This is a genomic window from Nocardioides sp. P5_C9_2, assembly GCF_054049555.1.
In genome coordinates, this window is record NZ_JBFUMD010000043.1 from 1 (window position 1) to 13,240 (window position 13,240).

11 protein-coding genes are annotated in these 13,240 nt (G+C 72.5%); 3 read left to right on the forward strand and 8 right to left on the reverse strand.

Annotated elements, in window-relative coordinates:
• Positions 1–64 precede the first annotated feature (64 nt).
• The 6 genes from ACXJKL_RS03920 to ligA all read right to left on the reverse strand — a co-directional run bounded on the left by ACXJKL_RS03920 (position 65) and on the right by ligA (position 8,512).
• Positions 65–1,420: a hypothetical protein gene (locus tag ACXJKL_RS03920; RefSeq protein ID WP_457205749.1), complete on the reverse strand. Its 1,356-nt coding sequence runs from the start codon at positions 1,418–1,420 to the stop codon at positions 65–67.
• Positions 1,421–1,650: 230 nt separating this feature from the next.
• The gene (gene gatB / locus ACXJKL_RS03925) at positions 1,651–3,156 is read right to left on the reverse strand and encodes an Asp-tRNA(Asn)/Glu-tRNA(Gln) amidotransferase subunit GatB (RefSeq protein WP_457205750.1); all 1,506 of its coding nucleotides are present in this window, start codon (positions 3,154–3,156) and stop codon (positions 1,651–1,653) included.
• The gene (gene gatA / locus ACXJKL_RS03930) at positions 3,153–4,661 is read right to left on the reverse strand and encodes an Asp-tRNA(Asn)/Glu-tRNA(Gln) amidotransferase subunit GatA (protein ID WP_457205758.1); all 1,509 of its coding nucleotides are present in this window, start codon (positions 4,659–4,661) and stop codon (positions 3,153–3,155) included. The genes gatB and gatA overlap by 4 nt, the downstream gene beginning before the upstream one ends.
• Positions 4,662–4,681: 20 nt before the next feature.
• Positions 4,682–4,981, reverse strand: coding sequence for an Asp-tRNA(Asn)/Glu-tRNA(Gln) amidotransferase subunit GatC (gene gatC, locus ACXJKL_RS03935; protein WP_056885707.1), 300 nt, complete (start codon positions 4,979–4,981; stop codon positions 4,682–4,684).
• Positions 4,982–5,016: 35 nt separating this feature from the next.
• The gene (locus tag ACXJKL_RS03940) at positions 5,017–6,264 is read right to left on the reverse strand and encodes a calcium-binding protein (RefSeq protein WP_457205751.1); all 1,248 of its coding nucleotides are present in this window, start codon (positions 6,262–6,264) and stop codon (positions 5,017–5,019) included.
• A 79-nt stretch (positions 6,265–6,343) separates the two neighbouring features.
• Complete coding sequence (ligA, locus tag ACXJKL_RS03945; RefSeq protein WP_457205752.1) at positions 6,344–8,512, reverse strand: NAD-dependent DNA ligase LigA; 2,169 nt, start codon at positions 8,510–8,512, stop codon at positions 6,344–6,346.
• Positions 8,513–8,630: 118 nt separating this feature from the next.
• On the opposite strand from ligA, the gene ACXJKL_RS03950 reads away from it, so the two are divergent.
• The 3 genes from ACXJKL_RS03950 (at position 8,631) to ACXJKL_RS03960 (ending at position 11,640) form a co-directional block, all read left to right on the forward strand.
• Entirely contained in the window at positions 8,631–9,233 is a 603-nt protein-coding gene (locus ACXJKL_RS03950) for a TetR/AcrR family transcriptional regulator (RefSeq protein WP_457205753.1), read from the forward strand.
• 29 nt (positions 9,234–9,262) lie between these two features.
• The gene (locus ACXJKL_RS03955; RefSeq protein WP_457205754.1) at positions 9,263–10,879 is read left to right on the forward strand and encodes a DHA2 family efflux MFS transporter permease subunit; all 1,617 of its coding nucleotides are present in this window, start codon (positions 9,263–9,265) and stop codon (positions 10,877–10,879) included.
• Between the two features lie 140 nt (positions 10,880–11,019).
• Complete coding sequence (locus ACXJKL_RS03960; protein ID WP_457205755.1) at positions 11,020–11,640, forward strand: alpha/beta hydrolase; 621 nt, start codon at positions 11,020–11,022, stop codon at positions 11,638–11,640.
• Positions 11,641–11,664: 24 nt separating this feature from the next.
• Here the strand turns inward: ACXJKL_RS03960 and ACXJKL_RS03965 are convergent, their stop codons facing one another.
• Complete coding sequence (locus ACXJKL_RS03965) at positions 11,665–12,654, reverse strand: methionine synthase (protein ID WP_457205756.1); 990 nt, start codon at positions 12,652–12,654, stop codon at positions 11,665–11,667.
• Positions 12,651–13,240: tRNA methyl transferase PRC-barrel domain-containing protein (locus tag ACXJKL_RS03970; RefSeq protein ID WP_457205757.1), on the reverse strand; the 590-nt coding region annotated here is incomplete at its 5' end. The genes ACXJKL_RS03965 and ACXJKL_RS03970, both read right to left, overlap by 4 nt.

Here is a 13,240-nt window from a genome sequence, read left to right on the forward strand (position 1 = left end):
GCGGCCACCAGGGTGGCCGCGGCGACGAGGAGTGCGCGAGGTGCTCTCGTCACGGGAGGGACCTTCAGTTGCGGACCGAGATGCGGGTCCTGGCGGCCTCGTCGGCCACCTTGACCTTGACGTTGCGCGTCTTGTTGCCGGTCGGCATCGAGAGCTTGCGGGTGACCGGCCGGGCCGAGGCCTTGCCGACGATCCGCTTGGTGTCACCCTTGATGGAGACGCAGGCACGCTCGCCCGGGGCGAGGCCCACGACCTTGACGCGGACCTTGTCGCCGGCCTCGGCGGACGTGCGCGTCAGGCTGATGCCGAGGTCGTCGGTCGCGGCCGGCGCCCACTGCAGGACGGCCATCGCCTGGGCGGTGGCCCGACGCCACTGACCGCGCACGTCGCCGTCGGTGAGGCCGCTGTTGCGGGCCGCCTTGACGGCCTTGGCCTCGAAGGCGATCGCGCCGGTCTCCTGGGTGAGGGCGCTGAGGCAGCGGAACGCGTCGATCGGCTGCTGGGAGCGGACCCAGGTCGCGGCCCTGGTGGCCTCCGCCCGTGCCTTGACCAGGCCGAGTGCCCAGCCGGCGAGACCGGTGCTGTTGGTGTTGCCGGCGAAGGAGCCGTTCCGCTTCTGCTGGCTCACCAGCCAGTCGGTGGCGTTGTCGACCGCTCGGGCGACGTCCTGGCCCTTGGCGTCACCCTCGACGAGGTTGACGACGGCCAGGGCGGTGGCATCGATGCTCGGCTCCGAGCCGGTCTGGCCCTCGACGCAGCCCTGGGCCGCGGCGGTCGTGTCCTTCGTGAAGTCCTGGCGGAAGAAGCCGGACGTGCACTGCTGGGCGAGGAGGAACGCGACGGCGTCGGCGGCCCGCTGGGACTTGGCCTCGGTGAGGGCACGGACGGCGTACGACTGGCCCAGCGTGTTGGCGAAGTCGCCGAACGTCGACGTGTCCTGGATGCGACCCACGACGGGGGCGGTCGCGCTGACGCGCTCCTCGAGGCGGGTGACGAGGTTGACCCCGCCGTACGACGTCGGGTTGGCGCCGGCGACCCGGGCGAAGGTCGCGGCCTTGGCGACCGCACCGGCGTAGGTGCTGCCCGCGTCCCCGAAGGCGTCGCCGGAGATGTAGTCGTTGATGACGGGCTGGAAAGCGCGGTTGACGGTCGCCACGCCCTTCGTGTCGCCGGCCTGGTCGAGCGCGAAGCCGCTGTCGAGGGTCAGGCCGAAGTCGGTGAAGCCGCCGGCGTCGATCAGGCCGTCGGTCAGCTCACCCTTGAGCCACGTCCCGGCGAGGGTGATGGCACCGTCATCGGTCCTTCCCGTCGCAGGCGGGGCGGCCGTGGCCGACGGGGCGACGACGGTGAGCGCCAGGGTGGAGGCGGCCACCAGCCCGGCGGCGCGACGCCAGGTGTGGGAGCGCAGTGCGTGAGACATGCTTTCCTTCCCGCTGTTGCAACGGGAGGCGCCGGAGGGCGACACCCGCTGTTTCCTCGCAGCGTGATTGTCAGGTGCGCCTGCGACAGGCGGTCCGGCTCGCGCGACGACCCGGGGGTCGAGGCACCTACGGTTGCGGGTCAGCGCCGGATTCGGACCGGCTTCCCCGTCGCAGACGGATGATGGTTTCCTCGGCGCACCCTACAGCCACGGCGCGCCGTCGGGATCGCTCAGGTCAGCTTCTCCAGGATGAGCTCGCGCACGCGTCCGGCATCGGCCTGGCCGCGCATCTCCTTCATCACCGAGCCGATGAGCGCCCCGGCGGCCGCGACCTTGCCGTCGCGGATCTTGTCGGCGACGTCCGGGTTGTCGGCGATGGCCTTGTCGACCGCCGCCCCGAGGGCGCCGTCGTCGGAGACGATGGCCAGGCCGCGGGCCTCGACGATCTGCTCGGGCGTGCCCTCACCGGCGTACAGGCCCTCGAAGACCTGGCGGGCCAGCTTGTCGTTGATGCTGCCTGCGTCGATGAGTCGCTGGACGGCCGCGACGTCGGCCGGGCTGACCCCGAGGGCGGCGATGTCGGTGCCGGTGTCGTTGGCGCGCCGGGCGAGCTCGGAGAGCCACCACTTGCGGGCCGCCTGGGGCGAGGCCCCGGCCTCGATGGTCTCCTCGACCAGCCCGAACGCCCCGGCACCGAGCGTGTCGCGCATCTCCAGGTCGGAGAAGCCCCACTCGGCCTGGAGACGGGCCCGCTTCTGCGTCGGGTTCTCCGGCAGCGTGCCGCGGAGCTCCTCGACCCACTCCCGGCTCGGCGCCACCGGCACCAGGTCCGGCTCGGGGAAGTAGCGGTAGTCGTCCGCGTCGGACTTGACGCGACCGCTGGTCGTCACGCCGGTGTCCTCGTGCCAGTGCCGGGTCTCCTGGAGGATCGACCCGCCGCCGCTGAGGATCACGGCGTGGCGCTGCATCTCGTAGCGCACGGCCCGCTCGACGGACCGGAACGAGTTGACGTTCTTGGTCTCGGTGCGGGTGCCGAGGGTGCCGCTGCCCTTGGGGGCCAGCGAGAGGTTGACGTCGGCACGCAGGTTGCCCTGGTCCATCCGCGCCTCGGAGACCCCGAGCGCGACGATCAGGTCCCGCAGCTGCGCGACGTAGGCCCGCGCGACGTCCGGGGCCCTCTCCCCCGCGCCCATGATGGGGCGGGTGACGATCTCGATCAGCGGGATCCCGGCGCGGTTGTAGTCGACCAGCGAGTAGTCGGCACCGTGGATGCGTCCGGTGCTGCCGCCCACGTGCAGCGACTTGCCCGTGTCCTCCTCCATGTGGGCGCGCTCGATCTCGACGCGGAAGATCTCGTCGTCGCCCCCCTCGGTCGGCACGGTGACGTCCATCCAGCCGTCGAAGGCGATGGGCTCGTCGTACTGCGAGGTCTGGAAGTTCTTCGGCATGTCCGGGTAGAAGTAGTTCTTCCGGGCGAAGCGGCACCACTCGGCGATGTCGCAGTTGAGCGCGAGGCCGATCCGGATCGCGGACTCGACGGCCTTGCCGTTGACCACCGGCATCGCGCCGGGCAGGCCCAGGCAGGTCGGGCAGGTGCCCGAGTTGGGCTCGCCGCCGAAGACCGCGGGGCAGCCGCAGAACATCTTGGACGCGGTGTTGAGCTCCACGTGGACCTCGAGGCCCAGCGCGGGGTCGAAGGCCGCCAGCACGTCGTCGTACGGCATCAGCTCGGTCATGCGTTCGTTCCTTCGGTGACGGTGGCGGTCGCGAGGGCCGGGGCGCGGTCCAGCAGGCTGCCGCCCCACTGCGCGGCCAGGAGGGCCTCCAGCGCGGCACCGACGCGATAGACGCGCTCGTCGGCCAGCGCCGGGGCCAGGACCTGGAAGCCGGTCGGCAGTCCGTCCTCGTCGGCCAGGCCGCTGGGTACCGAGATGCCCGGGACACCGGAGAGGTTGGCAGGGATGGTCGCGAGGTCGTTGAGGTACATCGCGATCGGGTCGTCGAGCTTCTCGCCCAGCTTGAACGCCGTGGTGGGCGCGGTCGGCGAGACCAGGACGTCGACCTGCTCGAACGCGGCCTCGAAGTCGCGGCTGATCAGCGTGCGGACCTTCTGGGCCTGCCCGTAGTAGGCGTCGTAGTAACCGCTGGAGAGGGCGTAGGTGCCGAGGATGATGCGGCGCTTGACCTCGTCGCCGAAGCCGGCGTCGCGGGAGGCACGCATGACGTCCTCGGCGCTCGGGTTGTCGATGCCCTCGGGCAGCACCCGCAGGCCGTAGCGCATCGCGTCGAACTTGGCGAGGTTGCTCGACGCCTCCGCCGGCAGGATCAGGTAGTAGGCCGCCATCGCGTGCACGAAGGACGGGCAGGAGACCTCGACGACCTCGGCCCCGGCGTCGACGAGGAGCTGGACGGACTCGGTGAAGCGGGTCATCACGCCCGGCTGCCAGCCGTCGCCGGCCAGCTCGGTGATGACGCCGACCTTGACGCCGCTCATGTCGCCGGACGCGCCCTGGCGGGCGGCCTCGGTGAACGAGGGCCACTCCTGGTCGATGGACGTGGAGTCGCGCGGGTCGTGCCCGCCGATGACGTCGTGCAGCATCGCCGCGTCCAGCACGGTGCGGGTGACCGGGCCGGCCTGGTCGAGGCTGTTGGCCAGGGCGACGAGGCCGTAGCGCGAGACGCCGCCGTAGGTCGGCTTGACGCCGACCGTGCCGGTGACGGCTCCGGGCTGGCGGATCGAGCCGCCGGTGTCGGTGCCGATGGCCAGCGGCGCCTCGAAGGCGGCCACCGCGGCGGCCGAGCCACCCCCCGAGCCGCCGGGGATCCGGTCGAGGTCCCAGGGGTTGCGGGTCGGGCCGTACGCCGAGTGCTCGGTGGAGGAGCCCATCGCGAACTCGTCCATGTTGGTCTTGCCGAGGATCGGGAGGCCGGCGGCCTTGAGGCGCGCGACGACCGTGGCGTCGTACGGCGGGATCCAGCCCTCGAGGATCTTCGACCCGCAGGTGGTGGGCAGGCCGGTGGTGGTGAGCACGTCCTTGACGGCGATCGGCACGCCGTCGAGGGGGCTGAGCAGCTCGCCGCGAGCGCGGCGGGCGTCGGACGCCTCCGCCTGGGCCAGCGCGCCCTCGGCGTCGACGTGGAGGAAGGCGTGCACGTCGGGGTCGACGGCGGCGATCCGGTCGAGGTGCTGCCGGGTGAGCTCCACGCTGGTGGTCTCGCCCGCGGCGAGGGCCTCGGCCATCGCGGCGGCGGTCCGGGTGATCACTGCTCGTCCCCCAGGATGCGCGGCACGCTGAAGCGCTGCTGCTCACTGGCCGGGGCGCCGGACAGCGCCTCCTCGGCGGTCAGGCCGGGCACCACGACGTCCTCGCGGAAGACGTTGGTGAGTGGCAGGGCGTGCGACGTCGGGGGGACGTCGTCGCCGGCCACGCCGTTGATGGATGCGACGGACTCGAGGATCACGCTCAGCTGGGGGGCGAGGTGGTCGAGCTCGGCGTCGTCGAGGTCGATGCGGGCGAGGGTGGCCAGGTGGGCCACCTCCTCGCGGGAGATCTCGGGCATGCCGCCAATCCTAGGTGCGACCCGACGGTGGGCGATCAGCAGGATCCGCGGCGCTCGATGCGCAGGCACCTGTCGTTGCCAGCCTTGGCGAACGCGATGTCGAAGCCCTTGCCGCCGACGAGGAGGTCGGCGCGGTGGGACCCGGTGATCACGTCCGCACCTCCGCGACCCTTGATGACGGCGCGGTGCTCGGGGTTGGCGTCGATGATCTCGCCCTTGTCGAGACCTTTGTAGAAGGACCTGGTGTTGCCGGGCAGCACGACCTCGGTGAAGCTCTGGACCTTGCCCGTGATCGCCACCGGCGCCAGGTGGGTGACCGTGGTGACGCCCTTGCGCTGGTCCATCCGCAGGGTGGGCTCGACCGCGGGGTTCGGGTAGGCCTGCATCCGCAGCTTGTCCTGGCCGGGACCGCCGAGGACCCTGAAGCCCGTCTCCCCCGGCACCTGGACGGTGATGGTGTCGCCGCCGCTGCCGCCGTTGACCGAGAGCCGGTTGACCGAGGTGGAGGAGATGGCGTCGGCGTCGATGCCGCCGATCAGGGTGTCGTAGCCCGCGACGCTCTCGATGATGTCCCGCCCGCCCCCGCCGTCCACGAGGTCGGCGCCCGCACTGTCGGCGCCGTCGGGAAGGATCCGGTCGTCGCCGTCCTGGCCGAAGATCTGGTCGTCGCCGCCGAGCCCGATCAGCACGTCGTCCTGGTAGGTCCCGCGGATCACGTCGTTGTACGCCGTGCCGACGAAGCGCAGCGCCGAGCCGGCGGCGACCGTGATGGTGTCGGCGCCGTGCGCCCCGACGGTCGCCGGGCTGGTGCGCAGGTCGACGACGGCTGCGGCCCGCGCGTCGGCGTACGTCACCGAGTCGGGGGTGAAGTCCACGCCCGGAGAGGTGCGGCGCGCGTCGTAGCCGGGGTCGACGGTGTCGTTGCCGGCACCCGGGTCGATGAGGTCCCCCTCCTTGTGCAGGAGGCCGAAGGCGTCGGCGTGGTAGCGGTCGGTGCCGCCGAAGATCGCGTCGTCGTCGGCGCCACCGAAGATGCGGTCGGCGCCCCCGCCCCCGCAGATCACGTCGTTGCCACCGAGTCCGCGGATGGTGTCGTCGCCGTCACCGGCGGCGATGACGTCGCGGCGGTCCGTGCCCTCGAGGGTGTTGGCCCGGGCGTTGCCCACGATGGTGGCCCTGAGGCCCCCGCAGGAGGCGGCCGCCGCCTCGGCGGCGCCCGAGGTGACGACGAGGCCGGGGACGAGCAGGCCGAGCGTGAGTGCAGCGGTCGGGACGAGACGCATGAGGGACCCCCAGAGAAGATGTGCCTACGCCTGCCTCCTACCGCGGTGGGCCGGGGATAAACGTCGGGCGCCCCACCGATCAGTCGGTCGCCTCGTCCGACCCGTCCGACCCGTCGTCGGCGGCCTCCTCGGGCCCGTGCGCCAACAGCCGTACGAAGCCCGCCTCGTCGAGGACCGTCACGCCGAGCTGCTCGGCCTTGTCGGCCTTGGACCCGGCGTTCTCGCCCACCACGACGTAGTCGGTCTTCTTCGACACCGACCCCGACGCCTTGCCGCCGCGGACGATGATCGCCTCCTTGACCGAGTCCCGGGTGTAGGCCTCCAGCGAGCCGGTGACCACGACGGTGAGCCCCTCGAGGGTGCGCGGGACGGACGCGTCGCGCTCGTCGGCCATCGTCACCCCGGCCGCGGCCCAGGTGTCGACGATGGCGTTGTGCCACCCGACGTTGTCGCCGACCTCGTCGGTCTCGGCGTCGCCCGTGCTGCTGCCGTGGAACCACGTCCGCACCGACGCCGCGATGGTGGGCCCTACGCCGTCGGTGTTGGCCAGCGTCTCCTCGTCGGCCTCCCGGATCGCGGCCATCGACCCGAACTGGGTGGCCAACGCCCGGGCCGCGGTCGGTCCGACGTGCCGGATGGACAGCGCCACGAGGACCCGCCACAGCGGCACCCGCTCCTTGCGCTCGTGGAGGTTGGCGAGCAGCCGGGCGCCGTTGGCGCTGAGCTGGGGGCCCTCCTCGTCCTTCTTCGGCGCGCGGGTGAAGAGCGGGGCGGTCAGCAGCGCGGCCTCGTCGAGCCCGAACAGGTCGCCCTCGTTGCGGATCGCACCGGCGTCCAGCAGGGCGACCGCCGCCTCGTAGCCGAGCCCCTCGATGTCGAAGGCGCCCCGTCCCGCGACGTGGAAGACCCGCTCGCGGACCTGGGCCGGGCACTTCTCGTGGTTGGGGCACCGCAGGTCCTTGTCGCCCTCCTTCTGCTGGGCCAGCGGGGTCCGGCAGGCCGGACACCTCGTCGGCATCCGCCAGGGCCGCAACCCCTTGGGTCGCAGGGGCAGCACCGGACCGACGATCTCGGGGATCACGTCGCCGGCCTTGCGCAGCACGACCGTGTCTCCGGGCCGCACGTCCTTGCGCTTCACCTCGTGGGCGTTGTGGAGGGTGGCGTTCTCCACCGTGGAGCCGGCGACCCGGGTGGGCTCCATGACGCCGTACGGCGTGACGCGTCCGGTGCGGCCCACGTTGACCTCGATGGACAGCAGCTTGGCGTTGACCTCCTCGGGCGGGTACTTGAAGGCGATCGCCCAGCGCGGGGCCCGGCTGGTCGAGCCGAGGCGTCGCTGCAGCGACACGTCGTCGACCTTGACCACCACACCGTCGATCTCGTAGCCGACGATGGTGTGCCGGTGGTCCCCCACGTGGTCGATGTAGGCGCGGACCTCCTCGATGGAGGGGACCACCCGGACCTGGTCGGAGGTCGGCAGCCCCCAGGCGCGCATGGCGGCGTACGACGCGGACTGCGCCACCGGCTCGAAGCCCTCCCGGGCGCCCAGGCCGTGGCAGACCATGCCCAGCGACCGGGTCGCGGTGACGCGCGGGTCCTTCTGCCGCAGCGAGCCGGCGGCGGCGTTGCGGGGGTTGGCGAACAGCGGCTTGCCGGCGTCGGCCATCGCGGCGTTGAGCCGCTCGAAGGCCTCGGCGGGCAGGAACACCTCGCCGCGGACCTCGAGCAGCGCCGGGACCGGCAGCTCGTCGGTGCCGGTCAGCCGGTGCGGGACCGAGTCGATGGTCTTCACGTTGGGCGTGACGTCCTCGCCGGTGCGACCGTCTCCGCGGGTGAGTGCCCGCACCAGGCGGCCCTGCTCGTAGAGCAGGTTGATCGCCAGCCCGTCGACCTTGAGCTCGCACAGCAGGTCGGGCGACTCCAGCCCGTCGCGACCCAGGCGGGCATACCACCCGTCGAGCTCGTCGAAGGAGAACGCGTTGTCGAGGCTCTCCATCCGTTGCCGGTGGTCGACCGCGGTGAACTCGGTCGACACCGCCCCGCCGACGGTCTGGGTCGGCGAGTCGGGGGTGCGGAGCTCGGGATGGTCCTCCTCGAGGGCCTCCAGCTCGCGCATCCGGGCGTCGAAGTCGGCGTCGGCGAGCGTCGGGTCGTCCAGGACGTAGTAGCGCCAGCGGGCGTCCTCGACCTGCTCGCGCAGCTCCTGGTGACGCTCGCGGGCGTCGGTGGGGGCGGGCTCCACGGTCATGGCGCACAGTCTGCCCGCTCCCACCGACAGGGTCACCGACACCGCCGCGCACCCCGACGCACGACCACTGGTCCAGACCGGCGGGAATGCCAGATGAAACGACAATGTTCCATCCCTCATGACCCCGACCGACGTCACCACGCGCCCCCGGGTGGAGGGAGACCGCGAGCAGCAGATCCTCGACGCCGCCCTCGAGGTGCTCGGCGAGGTCGGCTACGACCGGCTGACCATGGATGCCGTGGCATCCCGGGCCAAGGCGTCCAAGGCCACCCTCTACCGTCGGTGGACCAACAAGCTGACCCTGGACATCGACGCCCTCGTCGCCCAGAAGGCCGCACCCGAGCCGGCCGACACCGGCTCCCTGCGCGGTGACCTCAGGGCGGCATACTGCGGCTTCGGCGGGCTCACCGACCCCGAGACCGTCACCCGTTTCACCAGCGTCCTCACCGCCATCGGTCGGGACCCCGAGTTCGCCCATGCCTACCGCACCCAGGTGCTGGGGCCGAAGATCGCGCACACGCTCGCGATCTTCGAGCGCGCCCGGGACCGCGGCGAGCTGCGTCACGACATCGACATCACCCTGATCGGCCCGGCACTGCCGGGCATCGTCCTGCACCGCTTCTTCATGCTCGGTGAGGCTCCGACCCCGGAGCTCATCGATCGCGTCCTCGACCAGATCATCCTGCCCGCCGCGACCACCGCAGCCTCCGTCGCGGGCTGACCCCACAGATTCGAAAGCGAAGGAACACCATGTCCGAGAAGATCCAGGCCGCGGAGGCCGTCGAGGTCACCCCCCAGGAGCACAGGCGGCTCCGCTGGGCACTCGTCCTCATCTCCCTGGCCCAGCTGATGGTGGTGCTCGACTCCACCATCGCCAACATCGCCCTGCCCTACATCGGCGCGGACCTGGACATCGACCAGGCCAACCTGCAGTGGGTCGTCACCGGCTACGCGCTGACCTTCGGTGGCTTCCTGCTGCTCGGTGGCCGGCTCGCCGACCTCTACGGACGTCGCCGCATCTTCATGGTCGGCGTCCTGGTCTTCGCGCTCGCCTCGTTCATCGGCGGCATCGCGCAGAACGAGGCGATGCTGCTGTCCGCCCGGGCCTTCCAGGGCACCGGTGCCGCCATGGCCTCGCCGGCCGCGCTCGCGCTCATCACCACCACGTTCCCGGCCGGCAAGGAGCGCAACCGCGCCTTCGCCGTGTACGCCGCGATGGCCGGTGTCGGTGCCGCCGTCGGCCTGATCCTGGGTGGCTGGCTCACCGGGCTGGACTCCCCGCTCGGCATCGCGGGATGGCGCTACACCTTCCTCATCGTCGTCCCGATCGGCCTGGTGGCGGCCGTGCTCGCCCCGCGCTTCTTCGAGGAGTCCGAGCGGCACCCCGGCGAGCTCGACGTCCCCGGCGCCATCACCGGCACCGGCGGCCTGCTCGCCATCGTCTACGGCCTCTCGCTCGCCGGCCAGCAGGCTCACGGCTTCAGCGACTCCACCACGATCGTCGCCCTGGTCGTCGGCCTCGCGCTGCTCGGTGTGTTCCTGCTGATCGAGTCGCGCGTCGCGCACCCGCTGATGCCGTTCCGGATCTTCAGGAGCAAGAACCGGGCCGCCGCCTTCGCGGTGATGATGATCGTCCCGGCCGCGATGTTCGCGATGTTCTTCTTCCTCTCGCTGTTCATCCAGCTCGTCGTGGGCTACTCGCCGCTGCACACCGGCGTCGCGTTCCTGCCCTTCTCCATCGCGATGATCATCTCGGCGACCGCCGCCTCCAAGCTGATCAGCCACGTGGACCCGCGCTACCTCTCCGGCGTCGGCACCCTGCTCTCCGCGGCGGCGCTGTACGGCTTCAGCCGGATCACCGTCCCCGAGGACCCGGCCGCGATCCTCGGGTCGCTGGGGGGCCAGGGCGTCCCGATCGGGGACGGGGTCAACTACTGGACCCAGATCCTGCCGTTCGTCGTGCTGATGGCCTTCGGCATGGGGCTCAACTTCGTGCCCCTCACCCTGGTCGCGGTGCACCACCTGCGCGACTCGGACACCGGCATCGGCTCGGGCGTGCTCAACACCATGCAGCAGGTCGGCGGCGCCCTGGGCCTCGCGACCCTGAGCACCGTCTCGCTGCACTTCGCCCAGACCCGGGCGGACGAGATCGCCCCCTCGCTCACCGCCGCCACCAAGGGCAGCATGGACGAGGGCACCATCGCCCAGCTGGCCAGCCTCGGCGCCTTCACCGAGGGAGCGACGATGGCGTTCCTCGTCGGCTCGCTGATGATGGTGGCCGCCTCCGCCATCGTGTGGATCTTCCTCGACGTCAAGCACGAGGAGCTGGCCACGGACGCCCCGCCGGAGGGCGTCCACGTCGGCTGATCGGCGTACCGGCACGACCCGTCCGCGCGCCGCGGGCGGGTCGTCGCCGTTCCCACCRTCCCCGTCCCTCCGCACCCCCGCTCCGACCCACCCATCCGTCCCCACCCATCCGCAGGTGCCGGTCGCCTCGAAGGAGTCCCGTGAGTGATCCGCTGCTGACGAGGTACGACGCCCCCGGCCGTCCCGGCGCGATGGTCCTGGTGCTRCACGGCGGCAAGCCCCGTTCGCGGCAGCCCGTCGACGGCCGCTCGGCCTCGTGGCGCCGGGCCCTGTGGATGCAGCGCTCGATCGCGATGCGTGCCCACGAGGCCGGGACGGGTGTGTGGCTGGTGCGCTACCGAGAGCGCGGCTGGAACGGCGGCGCCGACCGCGTCGCCGACGCCCGCTGGGCGCTGGACCGCCTGCGCGTCGAGCACGGCGACGTCCCGGTCGTGCTGCTGGGCCACTCGATGGGCGCCCGGGTGGCCGTCCACCTCGCCGACGACCCCTCGGTGGTCGGTGTCGTCGGGCTCGCCCCCTGGTGGTCGGCCGAGGATCCCGTCGCGGCGCTGGCCGGTCGCTCGCTCGTGGCCGCGCACGGCCGCCGCGACCGGATCACGTCGTACGCCGAGACGCGCCGCTACGTCGAGCGGGCCCGGGGTGTCGCCTCCGACGCGACCCTGCACGACATGGGTGGCCTGGGGCACTACATGCTGACCGGCGTGGAGCGCTGGAACGACGTCGCGATCGACGCCTCGCTGCGCCTGCTCGCCCCCGGCTGAGACCCGAAGGCCCGCCACCCCGGATCAGAGGTGGCCGGCGACCGCGCCGGAGAGGTGCAGCGCTCGCCGCGCCCAGTCGTACGACGCCCCGGCCAGGCCGCAGGACGGCGTCACCACCAGCCGTCCCGCGGCCTCGTCGTGGTCCAGGCCGAGCATGTCCAGCCAGCGCAGCACCCGCTCGGTGAGCACCGTGTCGGTCGGCACGCCGTCGGGGTCCGTCGAGGGCACCAGGCCGAGCGCGACGGTCTCCCCCGCCTCGAGCGCCTCGGCGAGGTGGTCGAGGTCCTCGGGACGCAGGACGTCGAGGTCCACGGAGAGGCCGCGGGCACCGGCGCCGCGGACGAGCGACCAGGGCACAGCCGGCGCACACGAGTGCACCCACGGCTCGGCACCGGACTCGGTGATCGCGGTCAGTACCCACTCCAGCGCGGCGGAGGCCTCGGGCAGGTCCACGCGCCGGTGCCGGCCGAAGCCGGAGGCGGTGGGGATCGCCCCGGCGAGGACCGCGGGCAGTGCCGGCTCGTCGACCTGCACGACCAGTCGCTCGGTGCCGGGGAGACGCCGGCGGAGGTCGGCGACGTGGTCGCGGACCCCCTCGGCGAGCGCCTGCGCGAGGTCGCGGCGGGCCCCGTGGTCGGAGAGGATCTTGTCGCCGCGCGGCTTCTCGACCGTTGCGGCCAGCGTCCACGGGCCGCAGACCTGGGCCTTGAAGGGGCCGACGTGGGCCTGGGCCTGCTCCTCGACCTGGTCGAGGTCCTGGGCCAGCAGGGAGCGGGCGCGGCGGTGGTCGACCCCGGGCGCGTCGGTCAGCCGCCAGCCGGCCGGCTGCAGGTCCGCACCGAGGCCGGCGACCACGGCCAGGCCGCGCCCGGTCATGGACGCGAGCGCACCCCGACCCGGCAGCTCGGGGACGTGCGGCAGGGAGAGCTCGCCGAGGACCACGCGGACCGCCTCGGCGTACTCCCGGTCGTCGGTGCCGGGCATCGACCCGACGCCGCTGGCCAGCGTGGTCACGTCAGGGCCTCCGAGCGGGCCGTGGCACTGATGGTGGCGGAGCCCACGACCCGGCTGCCGTCGTAGACCACGACCGCCTGACCGGGGGCGATGCCCTCGGCCGGCTCGAGCAGCTCGACCTCGACCTGCTCGCCGTCGGCACCGACGGTGACGACGGCGCGGTGCTCGGCCCCGTGGGCACGCAGCTGGACGGTCACCGCGGGACCGTCGAGCAGCGCCGGCACGGTGCCGCACCAGCGTGGCCGGATGCCGGTGATCCGGTCGATCCGGAGACCCTCGCGGGGGCCGACGGTGACGGTGCCGGAGACCGGCTCGATGTCGAGGACGAAGCGAGGCTTCCCGTCCGGCGCGGGCCGCCCGAGCCGCAGCCCGCGGCGCTGCCCGATCGTGTACGCGACCGTGCCCCCGTGCCGGCCGAGGACCTCCCCCGAGGTGGCGTCGACGATGTCGCCGCCGGTGTTGGGGTTGCGGTCCCCGAGCTTGTCGCGCAGCCAGCCGGCGTTGTCCCCGTCGGCGACGAAGCAGATGTCGTGCGAGTCGGGCTTGTCGGCGACCAGCAGGCCACGCCGGGCGGCCTCCTCGCGCA

Excerpts from the sequence above, each read along its gene's own strand:
- ACXJKL_RS03920 (WP_457205749.1), bottom strand. The coding sequence starts at position 1,420 with ATGTCTCACGCACTGCGCTCCCACACCTGGCGTCGCGCCGCCGGGCTG.
- gatB (WP_457205750.1), bottom strand. The coding sequence starts at position 3,156 with ATGACCGAGCTGATGCCGTACGACGACGTGCTGGCGGCCTTCGACCCC.
- gatA (WP_457205758.1), bottom strand. The coding sequence starts at position 4,661 with ATGGCCGAGGCCCTCGCCGCGGGCGAGACCACCAGCGTGGAGCTCACC.
- gatC (WP_056885707.1), bottom strand. The coding sequence starts at position 4,981 with ATGCCCGAGATCTCCCGCGAGGAGGTGGCCCACCTGGCCACCCTCGCC.
- ACXJKL_RS03940 (WP_457205751.1), bottom strand. The coding sequence starts at position 6,264 with ATGCGTCTCGTCCCGACCGCTGCACTCACGCTCGGCCTGCTCGTCCCC.
- ligA (WP_457205752.1), bottom strand. The coding sequence starts at position 8,512 with ATGACCGTGGAGCCCGCCCCCACCGACGCCCGCGAGCGTCACCAGGAG.
- ACXJKL_RS03950 (WP_457205753.1), top strand. The coding sequence starts at position 8,631 with ATGACCCCGACCGACGTCACCACGCGCCCCCGGGTGGAGGGAGACCGC.
- ACXJKL_RS03955 (WP_457205754.1), top strand. The coding sequence starts at position 9,263 with ATGTCCGAGAAGATCCAGGCCGCGGAGGCCGTCGAGGTCACCCCCCAG.